Genomic DNA, 20,243 nt, shown 5'->3' with positions numbered 1-20,243 from the left:
GCATGCCATAATAAATAGTAAGTTTACTGCTGAAGCCTATATTATTGTCCGCTTCTTAAAATATTGATTTGAGATGTGCTGATACAAAAAAACAGCTTTCGCTGTTTTAAGGTTTATTTTGAACATACTTCCAGTAAGCATTGATAATTGCTGCCGCAATTTTACCATTAGTACCATCCAAATAATTATTCATACCAGGAATAGCCATCGCCATTGCCACAGGTTGCCCTGGTACATAAGCAACAATCGACTCAGTAAAGGTTTGGTTCCCATTCGTTGTCGTTTCAGCTGTACCAGTTTTCGCATAAACATGCGGTGTCAATTTATGAAGCTGCGTGCCACCAGTGTTATAGGTGTCCGAACCATTAGCAACGCGATTCATACCTTCATGAATTACTTGCCACTCAGCAGAACTTAACTGAACTTGTCCTTGTATATTAGGAGAGGCTTTCCAAACTGTCTTCATTTTGGTACTATTTGGAATGCTTTGCAAAACAGAGTCGACCAAATGTGGCTGTATGAGGTAACCGCCATTAGCAATTGTCGAAACATAGCAAGCTAATTGCATTGTTGTATAAGAATCGTATTGTCCAAACGATTCATATAAATACTTACCTACATTCTCACCTGTTGTGGGTCCTCTATAACCCGCTGTTTCGCCACTAATATCAATACCTGTTTTAATGCCTAGTCCGTACTGTGCTAACCCATTTCGTAACGTCTGGAACGCATCCGAATTAAGGGCTAGAGGTGAACCAGAACTGTATGTTTGCCCACCAATTTTCATACCCAATTGGACGAAGTATGTGTTAGATGAACGTTCCAAGGCTGTTTGTGCATCAACAGCTATTGGTGTTCCAGCCTTGTTCCAATAGGACGTAATTGTTGGTGTACCTTGAATTTTGATAGCTTGATCATACATCGTGGTATTTGACGTTGATAGGACACCACGTTGGAACGCTGTCGTCAAGACCGCTGGCTTCACAACTGATCCCATGACAATTGCATGGTTAATGTTACCATTTGGGTCAGCTGTTTTCTTCTTAGTCTCATAATCTTGATCGACACCAGCCATAGCATATATACCACCAGTGTATGGATTCATAACAGTTGCATAAGCACCCTGCACATCACCACCGGGCAAATTGTCCTCAAGGATTTTTTGAACGGCCTTTTGGAACTCTGCATTAATTGTCAGCTTCAAACTATCACCAGCCTGACCGTCATATTTGATGCTTGATGATTTTACTGTGCCATCTGTCCCAGTTGTTACAACTGTTTGTGACGCTGAGCCCTTCAGCATTGATTCATATTTCATTTCAAGACTAGAATTACCGACTGGCTCATTTTGAGAATAACCCTGAGCTAATAATGTGTGCAGTCGGTCATCAGGCAAACCAGTTGACTCATTAGTGACGTTACCAATCAACGCCTTAAAGTCATCCCCTTGGGGATATTGGCGGGCCCAACTCGTACCAATTTTAATACCGGGGAATTGGCTAAGTCGTTCACCAATTTCAGCTAACTCTGTTTCAGACACATCATCTTCCTTAATAAAGGTAGTTGATAATGCATAGGCGCCACTCATGCGCTGAAAAATCATCGCATCATTTTCATTAACAGAATCAATCAGATGATTTTTCTCAACATAATTAACAGACAAATCCGTTAACTGTGTTCCTGTATATGTTTCACCCTTTTTCTTAGCTTTGTTAATCTTTTTTTGGACAGCTGCCGCCTGTTTGGCGTCTGCTAAATAAAAGTCGGCCTTTGACCGATCACTTAAACGAGATGTATCAACAGTCAGGTATTTACCTAATTTTTCAGCCGTTTCGCGCATGGTTGCAGAACTGATATTAGTGCCACGAGTGAAGGTAATAGCCGTTTGTGCCTTATTTCCTGCAATGACACGACCAGTTGAATCATAAAAAAGACCACGCGGTACGTTACCTTTCTCAACCGTTTCATCGCTTCGATTAACTTCTGCTTTATAGTCAGACCCCTGTTGGATTGTTAAAAAGGCCAATTGCACAGTGAGTGCAATCATGAGTAATAAAGAAATACCTAACAATATATTTAGTCGTGTTGGCAAATTAGCCCGCGCGTCATTTTTATTATCACGATCCTCTAAATATGGGTTGCGTTTCATGTTTTTACCGCCAAGTTTGAATAATTACTCTATGTAGCTTACCACATTTACACATTCACTCGCTAAAATATCCTGAGCTAATTAACCGCGCCCAATCAAAGTCTTCAATAAACGATAGATTTTATACTTGATGGGATTAACGGGCATGGTGAAGTTACCAACCAATTGGCGTGCATAGCCATTAAATGCTGTTTTGAATCCTAATACACCATCACTACCATCAAATTTACCAGCAATTCCGTAGAAATTATAACGCTTAATCCCATGTTCAACCGCCCGATTAATCATAAGGTCTTGTATTTGATAAGGTCCATAGTAATCCATGTATTCCTCATAGGTACCTGAATAAAGATAGTTCATTTCTTGCGGCTGTTCAATGAACAAAGCACCAGCTACGACGACAACATTTTTACCAGCCGTTTTCTTTTGGTTTGTTGCTTTATCAATCCGCTTAACATGTTGTTGCTTTTGGTCATCAAATTCAGCATATTGACGCTTAAATTTATCATTATTCGGATATTTTTCTATTTTTTGATTAATTTTTGCTAATTTTTGATCTAATTCAGCAATTTTTTGCGTTTCTTCACTGATATAGTCGTCAAAATTTAACTCAGCAAATAAGAAGGTCGCATCATCTTGATACTCATCATACACTGTTTGGTAAAAATTCAAATTTTTATCTTTATAATGTAATCTATCAGCCGTTTTTTGTGTTAATTCTTTAAAATCAGGTAAATCGTCACGTGATAATTGACGTATTTTAATACCAAATTGCGCATTTTTCTTCAGATAATACTGTGCATTTTTTGTGAAGCAAGCACGTACACTTTTTACATCAGTTAATTCGGAAATATCTTTTAAATATTCCCACTCAGGTGAACCAGCAGTTGTAAATCCATCAACAAAGGGTACATGTGTGAAGCCCAAACTTGTCATTTCCGAAATGAAACTATTGTTTTCTTCACCAAGTAGATTACCGTGGTCATCTGTTAGTTTCAATGTTACATTAGGACGAACTTCAACATAAAGTCCACCATTTTGTCGTGAAAACTTAGCAAATTCAGCCATAAAGAAATGAAATAAACTTTGGTTTTCAAAATCTAATAACGGGCCACGATCTATGGAAAAAATATAACCCAGTTTGACAGTTTCACGCATCACTAGTGCAGCTGCAACAACTCTTTCGTTTTCTTTAACGCCCAGTAACCATATTGTATAGCCTCTTTTTTTCAAAAGATGTGCTTGCTCGATAGATTGCAAAAACGATCCCGCTTCACTTTGCTTTTCAAAATTTGCGTAGTCTGATTCAGATAATTCTGTAAATTGATATGACATTATTTTAACCTCTGCCTTCTACTATACATGAGAACACAAAAAAAGTGGATAATGACTATCCACTTTTAAACATTCATTAATGCGCGTCAATAACAATCCAACCGTTATAGTAACCAACACCTGCTTCAGTGAAGTTAGAGTTGACAATAAATTCAGTATGACCACCATTAACCATACCTGTTTCGTAGTACCAAGCATTAATAACTGTTGCGCCAGCGGCAAAACCATTTGCAACAACTTCAGGTGTGTTTGAAGATTCGTGAGTACCGAACCAGTTTGAAGAAGTAGCAATTGCTTTTGCACGTGCGTTAGCTTGTGCTGTCAAAGCAGCTGATATACGAACAGGCTTCAAACCAAGCAAGGCACGCTTAGCATTCCATGCATTAATCGTTGCATCAGACGTTGTAACAGTTGATGTGTTGCTTGTTGTATTTGAACTAGTGTTTGTAGTAGAAGCACTATTTGATGAAGATTGGTTAGTCGTTGATGACGTTGATGTACTAGTTGAAGAAGATGTCGTTGACAACTTCAATGTTTGACCAACATAAATCAAGTTAACATTTGAAATACCATTAGCAGAAGCCAATGTAGCAACCGATGTACCATTAGCTGCAGCAATAGAGTTCAAAGTATCACCAGACTTAACTGTGTATGTACCACTAGTTGTTGATGTTGAAGATGTTGTTGTACTTGATGATGTCGTTGTTGATGTTGAGGCTGATGAGCCACTAGTTTGCAATGTTTGACCTACAAAGATCAAGTTAACATTTGAAATGTTGTTGGCACTTGCCAAGGCAGCAACTGTTGTGCCATTAGCTGAAGCAATTTTATTAAGTGTGTCACCAGCTTTAACAGTGATTGTGTTAGCAGAAACTTGTGCAGCACCTGCAATAGCAAACGCACCAGCGGCTGCAACAACTGACTTTGTAATAGTAGATTTTTTCATATTCTTGAACTCCTGAAAGAGATTTTCATAATTAGTATTTGTTATTTGTTTGGTCTTCTCGACAAGTATTAGTGTATCAAATGGCTATGTCGTGGATATTGGGGATATTTTTCACTTTGTTGTCAATAATTCTGTTTAATCACATTTGTTTCAAAACAAATGTTTTAATTTCATTTATATGTCAAAACAGTTTCTTTTTTGTGTCAAATAACCGAACCAGCAATGCTTGGATACCAATTCTTAGATAATGTCTGGATTCGAACTTGATTTGTTTGTCGATGTACTGCAATAAAGTGACTGCCGCCAACGTATATGCCTACTTCATAAGGCTTGGTTTGAGTCCCCCAGAAAAGAATGTCACCGGGTGTTGCTTGTAATACCCCCAATAAATGATCCATTTGTTCAATGAGCTTTTCAGGTTCTGCAGACCAGCGAGTGCCATCATTGACTGGCATCTTAGCATGAATAAGTTGTTGTGAAACAAAACGACCGCTATCGCGGTCGTTATATGTTTGGCCAATTTTATTTAAGGCAAGTTGTAAATAATTGTTTTGCATATTAATGTGCGTTGATAACAATCCATCCATTATAATACCCAACACCAGCTTCAGTGAAATTAGGATTGATAATGAAAACTGTATGACCACCATTAACCATACCTGTTTCATAGTACCAAGCGTTAATAACTGAAGCACCAGCACCAAAACCATTAGCAACGACTTCAGGCGTACCTGAAGAAACATGTGTACCAAACCAGTTTGATGACGTTCCAATTGCTTGTGCACGACTTTGTGCTTGGGCTGTCAATGAAGATGAAATACGAATTGGGTTCAAGCCCATCTTGGCACGCATAGCGTTCCATGCGTTAATCGTTGCATCGGCAGTTGTTGATCCTGTGCTTGTAGATGTTGACGTACTTGTCTGAGTAGTTTGCGCAGTTGTTGTTTGTGTAGTAGTTGCTGTTGTTGTAGTTGAACCACCGTTATCTTTGTACGCATTGTATTCAGCCATCGTCATGTAGCCATCTTTATTAGTATCAGCAGCGGCAATATAAGTGATTGCTTCTGAAGATGCAGATGAACTTGTTGCAGCTGACGTTGTTGTCGTAGCTGCAGATGAAGTGGTTGAGCCACCATTAGCAACATAAGTATTATATTCACTCAAACTCATGAAACCATCGTTGTTAGTATCAGCAGCGGCAATATACTTCAAATTGCTTGTATCAACTGCTGCTTCAGAAGCAGTTGATGTCGCTTCTGAAGCAGCAACAGTTGCAACTGTTGCTGCAGATGAGGCAGCTGAGGCAGCTGATGTTGCTGTCTTTAGAGACAACTCTTGACCAGTTAAGATCAAGTTTTGGTTTGAAACACCATTTAATGATGTCAAAGTTGAAACACTCACGCCTGTCTTTTCGGCGATTTTTGATAGTGTGTCACCACTTTGCACAGTATATGAAGCACCATCAGAAGACAAACCAGATACTGATTGCGTTGATGCACTAACTTCCAGTGAAGCACCTGTTAAAATGAGGTTTTGATTGTCAATGTTATTATTCTTAGCTAATTCAGCAACTGTTGTATTATTTGCAGCTGCAATCGCTGACAATGTGTCACCGGCTTTGACTTCAACTGTGTTAGCAGACGCGGCCGCATGACCACCGACAACAGCAGCTGCACCAGCAGCTGTTGCTAACAAAGTCTTCTTGATATTATTGCTCATATGTATTAACTCCTGGATAGATTCAATTCAAACATTAAGTTTTTGATGTGTTATTAAGTAATTCTTAAGAACAATATCCAGTATACCCACTGGGTGTAACGCAAACATTGTATCGTTTTCTCAATCAGATAACAATGTTACAGTATCGTTACACAGCACGAATAACGTTGCTGTTATAAGGTTTTCAAGAGATTATTTTTTTAATTTCTCAGCAAATATTGTCAAAAAAGACGACTAAATCATTTTTGTAATGATTTAAATCGTCTTTTTTGAAATTTAAACTTCTTAAAATTCTTAATATTTTCTTTAGAATTCGAGCAATAAACTACCATACGTAAATCCTGCACCGAAACCTGTTAGCAACACACGTTTGCCAGTTAAATCAACTGTTTGATTTAATTCGTCAAATCCGATGGCAATTCCAGCTGAAGAGGTGTTACCATTCCGGATGACGTTGGTTGAAAATTTAGCCATTGGTTCATTCAAAGCTTCTGCAATGTATTCAATTAGGCGTAGATTAGCTTGATGTGGAATGTAATAGTCGATATCTTTAGGCAGTAGTTGTTTATCACCTAGAAAATCTTTAATATGTTGCGGAATTAGCGTTGTCACTTCATTAAATACTTCACGGCCTTCTTGTGCAAAAGCATCCGTTTTTGGATAGTTTTCCACAGAAAGTGAGGTCAGTGGTGCTATTCTACCGGAATGTACAACATTTTCATTACCAATAGTGTGCATTTCTTCCTTTGATAAGACACCATTTCCTTGGGTCGCAGTCATCACAACTGCCCCAGCACCATCACCAAAAAATACTGTACTCGTCCGATCCTTGAAATCCATCATCTTTGAGTTGACTTCAGCAGAAATAACTAAGGCATTTTTGTAGACGCCTGAACGCAAAAATTTATCAGCCGTGCTCACACCAAAAACGAATCCAGAACAAGCTGTTGAAATATCATAAGCCCATGCATTGGTTGCTTTCAAATTGCGTTGTACTAAGGCCGCAGTTGATGGTGCCAACCCATCGGGCGTGAACGTTGTCACAATAATCAGGTCAATATCTTCGACTGTTAAGTTAGTTTGCGCTAAAGCTAGCCGTGCAGCTTGAGTCGCTAAATCACTTGTATTTTCGCCTTGCAATGACATGTGACGTGTTTTAATACCAGTGTGTGCTTGAATCCACTCATCATTGGTATCCATGATTTTGGCTAAATCATCATTTGTCACAATGTCACTCGGCACATAATGTGCACTGGCGAGTATTTTACTTCCAGACATGTCTTTTCACCTTCAATTCATCTCATATTATTGTAGCGGATTTTGAGAATTACGCAAATTGTTCGTTTTAATGCCAGAGCATCGTTAATATTCTCAACATCATTAATTAGCCAATTATCTGGATGGTAAGCGTTGACTCTATATAAGTTTGTTACCATATATACCACCTCATAATGGACGATTTTCAAAGTTTCGCCAAACCCCGTCATGATTTAGCTTGTAAATAATTTGGGCAATTGTTTCAGGTGACGTCGCCCCTTGATCTTCGATAAACCAGTAGCGTATCACGCCAAGCATAGCTGACACTTGATAATGGACCACAATTTTCAAATGTTTTTGTGTCACATCAAGCCCAGCACTGGCCAAATTGTCAATAATGGTGCTATATAGCCACGTCAATAATTGGTGTTCAAATGTCATATCACCATTTGATCCCAATAAGTTTGCCAAAAAACGTCGTTGTGTATATAAATAAGTCGTTAATTTACAGACATTTTCCGAAGATATCACGATATTAGCTGTATCATCAAAGACTTTGATGTCTAGTTCTACCTGTTGCAAATCTTGAAAAATTTGTCGTTCTTTTTGTTCAACTAAATCCATTTTATCTTTGAAATGACGGTAAAAAGTGCCACGATTAACACCAGCATATTCAGTAATATCACGAACTGTAATATCTTCTAGTTCTTTATTGACCATTAAATCAAGCAAACTATTTAATAGCATTTTTTTGGTTTGTGTCGTTTTATGTTGATAAGCCATTTTAAAACACTTTCTCACGTTATGTTGCATTTGCGACATATTGCCTATTTTTGACGATTGATAAACACCTAATTCAAGATTACGCTAAGTATATCAAAAAAGAACACAACGTTCAATTTTAGGAGGTTTTACATGTTTAAAAAGTATAAATTCTGGCTATTAGCAGCTATTGGTGGCATCGCTTTATCGTTCATCATGGTTTTGTCACAAATACCAACAGTCCATACAACGGTCAAAAATTTACCACTAGCCATTGTTAATGAAGATCCAACTAATCCCATCAGCGAAAAAATAGTTGATCAACTCAAAAACGTGACTAGTGTTGGTGATAAAAATCCCACGACTCTTAAATGGACAACCGTCAAGTCAACCGCTGCACTCAAACAAGATATGTCCAAACAAAAATTCTACGGCGCTATCATTATTAAACGTCATTTTGGAGAAAATATGGCGACACTAGCAACATCAAAGCCCACCAAGCCAATTGTCACAACAGTCATCAATCAAGCCAAAAACCCAACTGTTGGTACTGCGGTTACCAACTTGTTCAGTCACATGACAACAACTATCAGTGGCACGATTTCAAAAGACATCATCACACAGTTTGCCTTGCACCAACAACCAATTCCGATTGTAATTGCCAAAACAATTGTCCAACCACTAAACGTCACTAACCAAATTGTTCATCCAACTGAAAGTAAAGTTAATGCAACAGCGATTTATTTTCAGCCCCTTTGGCTCAGCAGTGTTATTATCAGCCTAATGCTTTTCTACGCTGCTAAAGATGGTCAACTTCGTGGTCAAAATAAATACCGTCTTGCTACCATGCAACTCATTACTGCTGCTAGTTTAGCGATTTTTATTGGTGTTATGACGCCGTTGTATACAACATGGCTACTCGACTATCACTTCCAAAATTTTTGGACCATTACGCTGTTTGCGACGATTGCTGAATTTTCATTCATCATGATAATTCTAGGAATATTGAGTTGGACGGGCTTTATTGGTTTACCACTTTTCGTTTTATTGATGTTCTTTGCGCTACCAATTCTACAATTAGCCCCAGAAATGCTATCTCACTTTTACCGCAACAGCATTTATCCTTGGCTGCCAATGCGATTCTTAATTGACGGTATACGCGGCATTATTTACTATCATGATGGTATTTGGCACACACCTACATTTAATTTGTTATGGGTAATGGTGATTGGTATGTTCTTATTAATTGCTAAAGTGTTCTTATCGCAGACTCGAAATATCATCGCAAAATAAAAAAATCCATGATTATCTCGTATAATCATGGATTTTGTTTATTATTTCGCTGAGCGCAAAGACGTCAAACGTTCTTGTGTGGCGGCAAGCTTAGCTTGCCAATCAGCCAATTTTTCTCTTTCAGCAGCAACAACTGCTTCTGGGGCAGCATTAACGAATTTTTCGTTAGATAGTTTGCCTTGAGCACGTTTCACCTCACCAGAGAATTTCTTAGTTTCTCCTTCAAGACGTGCGATTTCATCATCAATATCAATCAATTCAGCAAGTGGCACATATATTTCTGCACCAGTAATCACTTGTGACATTGCCAAATCTGGTGCTTGTACATCAGCGGCAATCGTCAATGACTTGGGATGTGCGAAACGGTTAATATAATCCACATTATCATTAAATATACGAATCAAATTGTCATCGTTTGTCTTAATCAACAAGTCGATTGCTGTTGACATTGGTGCGTTGGCTTCTGAACGAATATTACGCACTGCAACAATCAAATCTTGCAACGACTTAAACGCTGTTTCTGCTGCGTCGTTAGTCAATTCGTCATGTACAACAGGATATCGTGTGATAGCAAAATCAGCATTCTTTTCCGCCTGATCTGGCATTTCTTGCCAAATCGCTTCTGTTACGAATGGCATAATTGGCTGCAACAAACGTAACGTCTGATCCAAAACATAAGCTAATGTTTGTTGAACAGGTGCTTTGTCACCGTCACCGTTCAATGTTTCTTTGGTCATTTCGATGTACCAGTCGGCAAAATCGTTCCAAATGAAGTTATATAGTGAACGACCAGCTTCACCAAATTCAAATTTATCAAAATTACGTGTCACATCAGCAACTGTTGTGTTCAAGCGTGCCAAAATCCATTGATCGGCTAGTGTTAATTTATCCAAATCAGGCAATTGTGATGGCGTATCTTCTGCCAGATTCATGATAACGTATCGTGAAGCATTCCAAATCTTATTGATAAAGTTCCAAGCTGCATCCATCTTATCGTATGTGAAACGTACATCTTGTCCCGGAGTTGAACCTGTTGCCAAGAACCAACGCAATGCGTCAGCACCGTACTTTTCAATAACGTCCATTGGGTCAACACCATTGCCCAATGACTTTGACATTTTGCGACCTTCACCATCACGAATAAGACCGTGAATTAAGACATTTTTAAATGGTCGCTGACCAGTAAATTCCTTGCCTTGGAACATCATTCGTGCAACCCAGAAGAAGATAATATCATAACCAGTTACTAATGTATTGGTTGGATAATAGCGGGCAAAATCGCCATCCATTTTTTCCGGCCAACCCATTGTTGAAAATGGCCAAAGTGCACTTGAGAACCAAGTATCAAGCACATCAGGATCACGTTCCCAACCATCCCCTTCAGGCGCCTCTGTCCCAACATAAATTTCTTCGTTATCCGTGCCTTTGTTCTTATACCACGCAGGAATTTGATGTCCCCACCACAATTGACGTGAAATAACCCAATCACGAATATTTTCCATCCAATGCGTGAATGTGTCTTCAAAACGTGCTGGCACAAATTCAACTTTCTCATCTTCATGTTGCTGCATGTCTAGAATCTGCTTTGCCAATGGTGCCATTTTGACAAACCATTGCGTAGACAAACGCGACTCAACTGGCACACCGGTCCGTTCTGAATGACCAACTGAGTGAACAATTGGGTCAACTTTGAGCATGTAATCACCCGCTTCAAGATCTGCTACGATTGCTTTGCGCGCTTCAAATCGTTCCATGCCGTTATATTTGCCAGCATGCTCATTCAAATGGCCATCTTCAGTCATTGTGTTAATGCGTTCCAAATCATGGCGATTGCCGACTTGGAAGTCATTAGGATCATGAGCTGGTGTGATTTTTACCATACCAGTCCCGAAATCTTTTTCAACATATTCATCAGCGATAATTGGAATTTCACGACCAACGAGTGGTACCATGACTGTTTTCCCAATTAAATCTTTGTAACGTTCATCACTCGGATGTACGGCCACAGCAACATCACCAAACATTGTTTCTGGACGAGTCGTTGCAATTTCAATGTAATTCTTACCATTAAAAGTCGTACCATCGGTGAATGGATATTTCACATGATAGAAAGCACCCTCATCATCTTGATAAATCACCTCAATGTCAGACAACGCCGTACGTGCTTGTGGGTCCCAGTTAATGATGTACTCACCACGATAGATCAAACCTTTGTTGTACAAATCAATAAAGACTTTATTAACGGCCTTGTTCAAACCTTCATCTAATGTGAAACGTTCACGATCAAAGTCCAATGAAAGTCCCATTTTACCCCATTGTTGTTTGATAGTGGTGGCGTATTCATTTTTCCAATCCCAAACTTGTGCCACGAACTTCTCACGACCCAAATCATAACGAGAAATACCTTCACCGCGCAACCGTTGCTCAACCTTGGCTTGTGTTGCAATGCCTGCGTGATCCATACCGGGCAACCACAAAGTGTCAAATCCTTGCATGCGCTTTTGACGAATAATCATATCTTGCAGCGTCGTATCCCAAGCATGTCCTAAATGCAACTTACCTGTGACATTTGGTGGTGGAATGACAATTGAATAAGGTTCTGGTTCATTCCCCTGAATTTCTTGATTCGATTCTGGTGCAAAAAGCTTTTTGCTTTGCCAGTTATCGTACCGACCTTCTTCAACAGCAGTGGGATTATATTTTGTTGACATATCAATATCGCGCATTGTTATTTCTCCTTTGTATATTCAGTAAATTAGCTACTTATTCAGTAAATTAGCTACTTTGTCAACTCATTTTAAAGCGTTACCACAAAAAAAACGCCAACATCCTAATATAGGACGCTGACGCGTGGTACCACCTAAATTGTCGTTACGAAACGACCACTTAATTTATTTTAATGTGATGAGTTAATCCTTAGCAACCTTGGGCATTAACGTGGTTGATTTACACCATACATCAACTCTCTAAACACGCGCTTGCTTATTCCTCTAAGATAATTTTAATATTACCTTAAAATAATGCTATCGTCAAGTCACATTTAGTAAGCCTAATGCAAATTATTTTTGAGATTATTGACCCGTAAGAATGACGATAGCACTATCAGCAGCAGTAATCGCCAATTTGATAGTTAATACTTTAGCAAAAAATCCATATTTATCTGTACTACAATCCTTAATAGTCACCCAAAATGCTATACTAATTGTAATATTATCCATCAACTTCAAAGGAAGTCAATTTGATGCCTGTCATTTTAAAAAGAATTATTACTGATAAAACATTTTTAATCACCTTAATCCTTGCAATCTTCTCAATGACGTTTGGTGTTGTCAAACTATCAGACATTGATACCAATACCATTACGTCACTAGCAGCATTAATCCTACTTATTACAATTTATCAAGCGCTCAATATACTCAAATTCGTCGCAAATTACATTATTGCAAAATGTAGCACGATCCGCTCTGTCATTTTAGTGCTTTTACTTTGCTCTTTTTTTGGCTCGATGTTTTTTACAAACGACGTTGCGATTTTGACCCTTGTCCCCATTGTTTTTAATATTGCTCAAAAAATTAATGTACCAAAAATATTAACAATCAGTTTATTAACCATTTATGCTAATCTTGGCAGCGCTTTAACACCTTTCGGGAACCCACAAAACATTTATTTGGTGTCTCATTACCATCTCGGAATTGGTCAATTTATGATGATGTCGTTACCTTTTGGTTTGGTGGCGTTATTATCCATGTTTGTTGTGTTATTAGTCATCAAAAATCAACCCATTGATGATGTCACTTTACCATCAATTGAAATTAACCAACACAAAACTTGGCTATTGTTAGGCGCCACGTTAATCGTTCTTTTAGGGATTTTGTCAGTCATACCTGTTTATATGGCACTAATCGTTAGTGTTGTCGCAGCAGTTTGTTTGCAAAAGTCAGTTTTCAAATATGCTGATTACGGGATTATTTTAACTTTCGTTAATTTTTTCATTATTGTCGGCGCAATCAGTCGTATCAAATACGTGCAGACTTTGTTGTATCAACATACCACATCAAGCTTAGAAACGTTTTTCTCCGGTATGATAACTAGCCAATTCATCAGTAATGTGCCCGCTGCTATTCTAATCTCAAAATTCACCCAACATAGTTATGGCCTATATTTAGGTGTCACTGTCGGTGGACTAGGTACGCTCATTGCCTCACTGGCTAACCTTCTAGCTCTGCGCCAATATGCTGCTTTGTCACATCATCACAGTACATTTAGTTTCTTCAAAACTTTCTCGCTTTTAAACATTGGTTTGCTATTGTTTTTCATAATTGTGGGCTTTATTTTGTTATCAGTTTAGGCGGTGAAAAACAGCGCTTCGATTATTCAGGAGCCAACATAAAGCTCTGTCATTATGGTTTAATGTAGCCGTAGCCTTCATTTTGCTTGATTGCCAATTCCACAACGCCTGAAGGAACAATCACGATATTATCTTGTAATTCGGTAGATGAAATATGCCTTTGATCAAGTGAATTTTTGCATACCGAAATAACAACAGAAGAACTAATCAACGTGTTCAACTGCAAGTCAGATTGCTTAACAACTTGTTCAACTGCGCCACCATTGACCAAAAGTTCGATCGTACCCACAATATCATTGTTTTCGTACCATTCAACTAAATGCTTCAAATTTGAAAGGACAGTTTGCCACTTTTCTGACTCATCGATATGTACAATAACATTCATTGTATTTCACCTCGCTCATATATATTTCAATATGTCCTTATTATAGTACAACAATTAAACACCAGCGCGATGGTCTTATAGTTCCTTAATATTGTTAAACAATGGTTTCATGATGAGAGGCGCCACAATTGTCGTAATCATCACTGTCACAATCATTTCACTTGAGAGATTTTGACTGACAATACCAGAGCTAATGCCAATCTGTATAATGACTAGTGCCATTTCTCCTCGTGATACCATTCCTGCACCAATGGCAGTGGCCACAGAAGATGATAATCCTGATAGTTTTGCACCCAAAAAAGAGCCAATCAATTTGGTCAAAATAGCTAAAATGCTAAAAATAATTATCGCTACAATCTTGTCAGATGTGCTGGGCAAAGTTAGCGTAAGGCCAATCGAGCCAAAGAAAATAGGATAGAAAAACCATTTTCCTACCATTGAAGTGCCTTTTCCCAAATAGTCAGCTAATGTATATTTTTTAATGAATAGCCCTGCGGTAAAAGCCACTAGTGGCACCAAGCCGCCCAATCCCAGTTGACCACCCAAGACAACAGAGAATACTGTCATGGCAATTAAAGCAATCACATCATCAAGAATCGCTGCTGACAAAATAATAGCGCCTAGAGACGTGGCTAATTTTCTTTGTTCAGCCAAAACAGCTAATGTGATTGAAATTGATGTTGCTGCAAAAACAACACCAGCAAACAAAGCAACCCGTAAATCATACCCTAACAAAATAAATGCCAGCGGCATCACTAGCACAGGTACCAAAACACCAAATACGGCAATAGCAGAAGATGCTTTAATATGTTGCTTCATGACTTTCAAATCTGATGATAAGCCAGAATGAAACATTAGCATTGCAATACCTATTTCTGCCAAGAGGTGTATGAGTGCCGTTGACTGCACCCAATTTAACACACTGGTTCCCAAAATAACACCAGCAAATAGCTGCCCAACAACTTCTGAAAATCCTAATTTAACAGCTAATTTTCCTAATAAAATAGTGATAATAATCAGTACAATAATCAATAAAAATGACACGTGTTTCTCCTTTTTGCAATCAAAAAAACTTCAAAAAAAGTTAGTTCCCCGACTAACCAATCTTGAAGTTTTCACCCAACCGATTGCGATTTATTTTCTCCATCATAACACGGTCAATCCATATTTAGCAACCAAACCTTGGCTAATACATTGTGATCTTTTTCCTGTTTAGCAGCCATGATATCACCACTAAGATAACGACAATGGCTAAAGCCAAAGTCGCTATCTCAAATAGGAAAGTATATGATTGCTTTTCTATAATAATACCGCCAATTAATGGCCCAATTGCACGACCCGCCGACGACCATGAGTTAACTAACCCTTGATAAAGGCCTTTAGTGCCTAATGGTGCCAAATTATTAACTAAGGCCGGAATCGTTGGAATAGCAGTTGCTTCACCGATAGTTAACAAAATCATTGCGACAACAAAATAACCGTAATCATGGGCAAAAACAAGTGTCACAAATGATATTGTCACAAAAATCAACCCAAATATAATTTGTACAATATAGTTTTCGTAGTAGCGTGACAACCAAATAATAATCACCTGCATGACCATAATCAAGAAAGCATTTAGTGTCCACAATAACGAATATCGACTAAGCGGAATGCCTAAATCTGTCATGTATACTGAAAGATTAGAATCCCATTGCTGATACATTGTCCAGATGATCATCAGTGAAATAAAAAGCGTAAATAAAACAATCAAATTTGGCTTTGGCACGACAGCTTTGCCTTTATTTTTTTCGTCAGAATTTAATGGTTTCGTAGCGTTTGCACCAGACGAAGAATATTTTGTCCAAGCAATCAATAAAAAAATCAAATAGAGGAAAATAGCAATCATAAATAGATAAGTTATGCCAGCATCATAAACAAATCCGACCAAAGATGTTCCTATCACAACACCCATGTTCTGAACAAAATAAAGTATTGTAAAGACACGCTGACTATCTTTGCTATCAACATTAGTTCCCATTGCATAAACCAGTGTCGAATTCCAGCCAGCACTTAAGCCGTTCAAAAATAATAAAATACCAAAGACTGGCCACCCATGAAAAAAAACTAGCAAAATAAAGCTCAAAAGCGCGCCAAGAATGCCATAACGTATCAGTCGCGCCGGATTAAGACGGTCAAACAATGCACCACCAACATAACTCCCAATCACACTGGCCAATGAATTGAAAAACAAAACAATTCCAATCATTGTTAATGATATCCCCAAATCGTTATGCAAATACACACTGGTTAATGGCCAAATAAAACTCATACCGACACTACTCAAAAAAGCACCTGCTGCCAGCCAAATTAATCCAATTTTTTTCATATCACCCTCCTATTTTTGACAACGATAAATGATAAAAAATGCCAATAAAAAACGGCTTAGACGCCGATTTTTGCGAAATACTCTGTGATTATCGTTTAATTTAAGTACGATTGGCTCATTGTTGCTTTACCAATCATCTTATCTCTCATTATTTCATATTGTTTGTCATAGCTGTGACCACTTTACTAATTTTTAAATAATCATTACGTTTGGTAAGATATCAGATTAAATAAGTTGGCGGTAAAACAACTAAAATATTTGTTTTTGAACGGATTTATTGTGGCAGAAAAAAATTTTCGTTGATGACTTCTATTTCCTCGATAATAAATAGCAATAATTACTGAAAATCATGCACTCGTTGAGTGCGTACATACTTAACAAGACAAATAACACCCCTTTCAACATACGGCAATATCATCTGACCAGACTTAGAAAAGCTTTGCAATCTTATTTTTATCCAGCGTTGATTGGTTGCAATCATGAGACATCCAAAATAATTTCGAGACTTTTCTGAACAAAGTATTGTACCCACATCGTGTCTTCGGTATCGCCAAAATCCTTATAAAATTCCAAAGCTAAATTTTTGAGTTCTTCAGACTTTTGCAAGGCGACATCATCACTATATGGCAAATCATCGGGATAAATATTATCCACCGATACGACTTCATTCGTGTCATGTGTGATTGAACAGCCAATATTTTCTGGTTCAATTAAATAGAATTCTATTTTTTTCGGTAATTCGGCCAAAAAATTTTTAGGGTGTTTCAAATCCGTATTGATAAAACCAACCACCAAGAATTGTTTGTAACTCTCTTTCATAAATCTCTCCTAATTCGTTATTTGTCACCACTTGATTGTCTTTTATAAATAATAAAATAATTCAATAATGATGCAGTGATAACAATGCTCGCTAAAATGTTGAACCATAAAGCATTTATAATCCAAGACAATAGCATACTACTCAGTAAACTAATATTCATCACATATTCTGCTGTTTTTAGTGTCATGATTGGCCCCTCTGTTCAAAAACTACTCTTATTGTGATGATACATGATTAATGGTCGCTAATCAAAGAAAGAACCTTTAGAGAGTTAAACCTTTAAATTTTTAATTTTAACTAGCTTATTCAACCGTCTGACTTGCCTAAGATAGCTCAACCATAGCACAACGTAAACAACAAAATAAATAACAACGCATTCAATGACTGGAAACATAACAAAATGAAGTAGAAAACTGTTTGGTCCAAGCTCGTTAAAATAAATACTCCACACTAGATTAACTGGCTGTCCTAATGGGTACAGTGACAGTATTGCTAAAATTGAAAAGACCGCAACATTCATGAAGTAACTACCGAAAACGTGATAGATTTTACGGTTTTCAAAATTCTGGAATAGTTCGTATGCAGAGAAAACAGCACTGCCAAATGCACAGTATATAAGGATATCTATCGTTTCATTGTAGATTGGGTTTTCAAGCTGCACCGAAAACGGTTGTAACAAGTTAAAGCTGCCTCGACCAAATAATAAATAAATCAGGGTACTTAGTGTCGTGCCAATACCGACACTAACCATTGTTACGATAAAATATTTTTTAATTTTGTTCATATCCCAAAATACTCCTTTATGTTTTGTAAATACCCTCTACTCGAATAAGTGACCTCGCCTGATCTTAAATAGATTTTCAACTTGCCACCAAATGTCAGTTCAAATGAAACTATCTTATCAGCATTAACTATTTCTGAATGAGAAATTCTCAAAAAATTATTTGGTAATTTCACAGTTAATTCTTTAAGTGTTTCAGATAACCAAAAAGCCTGTTTATCTTCTCGTATTGCACAAACTTTTTTATCAACTGAAAAGATTTTTAATATTTGTGTATGGTAGATTGTAAAATTAAACCGAACACTTGAATAAAAAGTCAATAACATCAATAAGTCTTTTATACCAACGGTTATAGCCATTTTAAATATCAATAAAACTTCAATATTGCGTCAATAAATTGTCAATCTACATACTTAATATCCAAAAATCTCTTAGTCGATTTGCCGTGTTCATCATCCAAACTTGAAATGGTCACACTTTTTGAGCTCTTAACACCCAAATTTTCCATACGACTGTAAAATGTATTGCGGTTTATTGTTTCTTGCATCCCCATTTCTTCAATATCACGACTAAATTGCTGATACATATACTTGGCTGTTGGTCGTCTGTCCTTCTCTTCTTCCGTATGCTCATCTAGCCACTGTGAGACAATATCAGCGCTCTTTAACCAGTCTGCCGTGGCTTTCTGAACGTTTTCGGGGATGTTTAATGTTCTAGCTCGCTCTGCGTCCATAAACATTTTAATAACCTTACGTGTAAAGGCTGGTCGTTCATCCAGTAGCTCACTTTCATCAAATAAATCACTCTTACCGTCTGCGTTGGTAAAGCCTTTACCTTGCGTTGTTAGTACCAATGGTCTACGATCTAACCCACTATCTCGTCTGATGTTAGGTAAATCATTAGCTGAAAAGAACAATGTCGCATAATTGACTATACTAAACGCTTGTACCCCTTTAGATTCCACCTCAAACTTTTCTTTGCCACTCACGGCTAGTTTTAGATTTTCTGTGTTTGGCATGTAGTTAGCTGGTATATCACTACCAATGTTGGCATATTTTCCCACTAACCCAACCGTTTTAAACTTGTCTCCAAAGGCTTGTAAACTCAATTCACTGACATTACCGCTATATAGTTTCTGACCAATGTAAGTCAAAGCTGTACCTTTACCGTTACCACCTTTACCATACAAAATGACAAAGTTTTGAAAAGGCAAGTAATTACGTTTAAAACCATAGCCAATAAACTTATATAACAGTTCTGCGTTTTCATCCCCTAACAGTCGTGTAAAAAACTCATCTGTCTTTGGTGTTGGTAAATCTTTATCACTCACGGGATAATCTAACCCGCCTAAAGCATGATACTGTGGTGCGTTTGGCTTAATTTCCAACGTTCTCATATCCAATGTGCCATTAGTAAAACTAACCATATATGGCTTATCGGTAAAATCAATATAATCAGCAACATCTTTAACGGTGATCACTCGGATTAAGTCCACAATATTTTTGACTTGCTTAGCACTCGTTAGCTTTTTGTTCTGTTTTAACAGTGTCGCTACTCTCGAACTTAACGCATTATCTGCCTGCTTTACATTCTTGTAACGTTTCCAATACTGACCGTTAAACAAATACCCTGCTAGATTGTTATTATCAGTGTAAAAATGCGTCTCTTTGGCAACAAACTCCGCTAATCTTTCAACATTAACAGTAGTCTTGCTGATTTCGCCTGTCTCGTTATATTGCACATCCAACCAGCTAGGGATGTGGCTGGACTTTTTGGGTAATGCTGTTGTATCAATCTCTGCCATAGTCATTCATCCTTGCTCGTTTTTTCTCCTCACGTCTTCTTGCACTCATGTATACGGTATTGAGTTCATGATCGGGTAATGGTTCGTTACTGCGTTCGTTAACTGTCTGCATAATGTCATATATATCTTGTGGTGTGACATCAATGGCGAACAGATAACCTGCTAAACTCATAGCTTGATTATTTCGTTCGCCTGTCACAAAGCCATTAATTGTCATTTTCCACCTGTCTGCAAGGCTATATTTTGCCTTGTAAGTATGACTAGGTCTATCAGTAC

General features: G+C 37.8%; 19 protein-coding genes. 2 read left to right on the top strand and 17 right to left on the bottom strand.

Annotation, left to right across the window (positions count from 1 at the left end; genetic code table 11):
• Nucleotides 1–106: 106 nt before the first annotated feature.
• The 7 genes from BMG01_RS06170 to BMG01_RS06140 form a co-directional block, all read right to left on the bottom strand.
• Nucleotides 107–2,149, bottom strand: a complete 2,043-nt coding sequence (locus BMG01_RS06170) for a penicillin-binding transpeptidase domain-containing protein (protein ID WP_004915660.1) — start codon at nucleotides 2,147–2,149, stop codon at nucleotides 107–109.
• An 81-nt stretch (nucleotides 2,150–2,230) separates the two neighbouring features.
• Entirely contained in the window at nucleotides 2,231–3,484 is a 1,254-nt protein-coding gene (locus tag BMG01_RS06165) for an aminoacyltransferase (RefSeq protein WP_036067811.1), read from the bottom strand.
• 76 nt (nucleotides 3,485–3,560) lie between these two features.
• Nucleotides 3,561–4,430 (bottom strand): LysM peptidoglycan-binding domain-containing protein, encoded by an 870-nt coding sequence (locus BMG01_RS06160; protein WP_004915655.1) that lies wholly within the window; start codon nucleotides 4,428–4,430, stop codon nucleotides 3,561–3,563.
• 203 nt (nucleotides 4,431–4,633) lie between these two features.
• The gene (locus BMG01_RS06155) at nucleotides 4,634–4,987 is read right to left on the bottom strand and encodes an NlpC/P60 family protein (protein ID WP_233127276.1); all 354 of its coding nucleotides are present in this window, start codon (nucleotides 4,985–4,987) and stop codon (nucleotides 4,634–4,636) included.
• Nucleotide 4,988: 1 nt separating this feature from the next.
• Complete coding sequence (locus BMG01_RS06150) at nucleotides 4,989–6,149, bottom strand: CAP domain-containing protein (RefSeq protein WP_004915651.1); 1,161 nt, start codon at nucleotides 6,147–6,149, stop codon at nucleotides 4,989–4,991.
• A 306-nt stretch (nucleotides 6,150–6,455) separates the two neighbouring features.
• Nucleotides 6,456–7,427 carry a beta-ketoacyl-ACP synthase III gene (locus tag BMG01_RS06145; RefSeq protein ID WP_004915650.1) on the bottom strand — a complete coding sequence of 324 codons (972 nt, stop codon included), beginning with the start codon at nucleotides 7,425–7,427 and terminating at the stop codon, nucleotides 6,456–6,458.
• 168 nt (nucleotides 7,428–7,595) lie between these two features.
• The gene (locus BMG01_RS06140) at nucleotides 7,596–8,189 is read right to left on the bottom strand and encodes a TetR/AcrR family transcriptional regulator (protein WP_004915647.1); all 594 of its coding nucleotides are present in this window, start codon (nucleotides 8,187–8,189) and stop codon (nucleotides 7,596–7,598) included.
• Between the two features lie 132 nt (nucleotides 8,190–8,321).
• Between BMG01_RS06140 and BMG01_RS06135 the strand changes: the two genes are divergently transcribed.
• Complete coding sequence (locus BMG01_RS06135; RefSeq protein WP_004915645.1) at nucleotides 8,322–9,461, top strand: YhgE/Pip domain-containing protein; 1,140 nt, start codon at nucleotides 8,322–8,324, stop codon at nucleotides 9,459–9,461.
• Between the two features lie 41 nt (nucleotides 9,462–9,502).
• On the opposite strand, the gene BMG01_RS06130 is transcribed toward BMG01_RS06135, so the two are convergent.
• Nucleotides 9,503–12,187, bottom strand: a complete 2,685-nt coding sequence (locus BMG01_RS06130; RefSeq protein WP_004915642.1) for a valine--tRNA ligase — start codon at nucleotides 12,185–12,187, stop codon at nucleotides 9,503–9,505.
• Nucleotides 12,188–12,702: 515 nt separating this feature from the next.
• On the opposite strand from BMG01_RS06130, the gene BMG01_RS06125 reads away from it, so the two are divergent.
• The gene (locus tag BMG01_RS06125; protein WP_004915636.1) at nucleotides 12,703–13,809 is read left to right on the top strand and encodes an SLC13 family permease; all 1,107 of its coding nucleotides are present in this window, start codon (nucleotides 12,703–12,705) and stop codon (nucleotides 13,807–13,809) included.
• Nucleotides 13,810–13,861: 52 nt separating this feature from the next.
• Here the strand turns inward: BMG01_RS06125 and BMG01_RS06120 are convergent, their stop codons facing one another.
• The 9 genes from BMG01_RS06120 to BMG01_RS06085 all read right to left on the bottom strand — a co-directional run.
• Entirely contained in the window at nucleotides 13,862–14,194 is a 333-nt protein-coding gene (locus BMG01_RS06120) for a DsrE family protein (RefSeq protein ID WP_004915634.1), read from the bottom strand.
• 75 nt (nucleotides 14,195–14,269) lie between these two features.
• On the bottom strand, nucleotides 14,270–15,238 hold the full coding sequence (locus BMG01_RS06115) for a cation:proton antiporter (RefSeq protein WP_004915630.1): 969 nt from the start codon (nucleotides 15,236–15,238) through the stop codon (nucleotides 14,270–14,272).
• Nucleotides 15,239–15,380: 142 nt separating this feature from the next.
• Nucleotides 15,381–16,562: an MFS transporter gene (locus BMG01_RS06110; RefSeq protein ID WP_004915626.1), complete on the bottom strand. Its 1,182-nt coding sequence runs from the start codon at nucleotides 16,560–16,562 to the stop codon at nucleotides 15,381–15,383.
• A gap of 477 nt (nucleotides 16,563–17,039) precedes the next feature.
• Entirely contained in the window at nucleotides 17,040–17,381 is a 342-nt protein-coding gene (locus tag BMG01_RS06105; protein ID WP_004915623.1) for a hypothetical protein, read from the bottom strand.
• Between the two features lie 17 nt (nucleotides 17,382–17,398).
• A complete protein-coding gene (locus BMG01_RS11180; protein ID WP_004915621.1) occupies nucleotides 17,399–17,569 on the bottom strand; it encodes a hypothetical protein in 171 nt (56 codons plus the stop codon).
• An 84-nt stretch (nucleotides 17,570–17,653) separates the two neighbouring features.
• Nucleotides 17,654–18,166, bottom strand: a complete 513-nt coding sequence (locus BMG01_RS06100) for a hypothetical protein (RefSeq protein ID WP_004915618.1) — start codon at nucleotides 18,164–18,166, stop codon at nucleotides 17,654–17,656.
• Nucleotides 18,163–18,522, bottom strand: a complete 360-nt coding sequence (locus BMG01_RS06095; protein WP_051000487.1) for a LytTR family DNA-binding domain-containing protein — start codon at nucleotides 18,520–18,522, stop codon at nucleotides 18,163–18,165. Before BMG01_RS06095 ends, BMG01_RS06100 begins: the two co-directional genes overlap by 4 nt.
• A gap of 41 nt (nucleotides 18,523–18,563) precedes the next feature.
• Entirely contained in the window at nucleotides 18,564–19,967 is a 1,404-nt protein-coding gene (locus BMG01_RS06090; RefSeq protein WP_004915615.1) for a phage/plasmid primase, P4 family, read from the bottom strand.
• On the bottom strand, nucleotides 19,954–20,243 hold a 290-nt coding region (locus BMG01_RS06085), incomplete at its 5' end, for a primase alpha helix C-terminal domain-containing protein (protein ID WP_198939944.1). The genes BMG01_RS06085 and BMG01_RS06090, both read right to left, overlap by 14 nt.

This window comes from Leuconostoc sp. BM2 (assembly GCF_002095565.1).
GTDB lineage: Bacteria > Bacillota > Bacilli > Lactobacillales > Lactobacillaceae > Leuconostoc > Leuconostoc falkenbergense.
The sequence above is the reverse complement of the archived record's forward strand: the minus strand, read 5'-3'. Positions and strand labels throughout refer to the sequence as shown.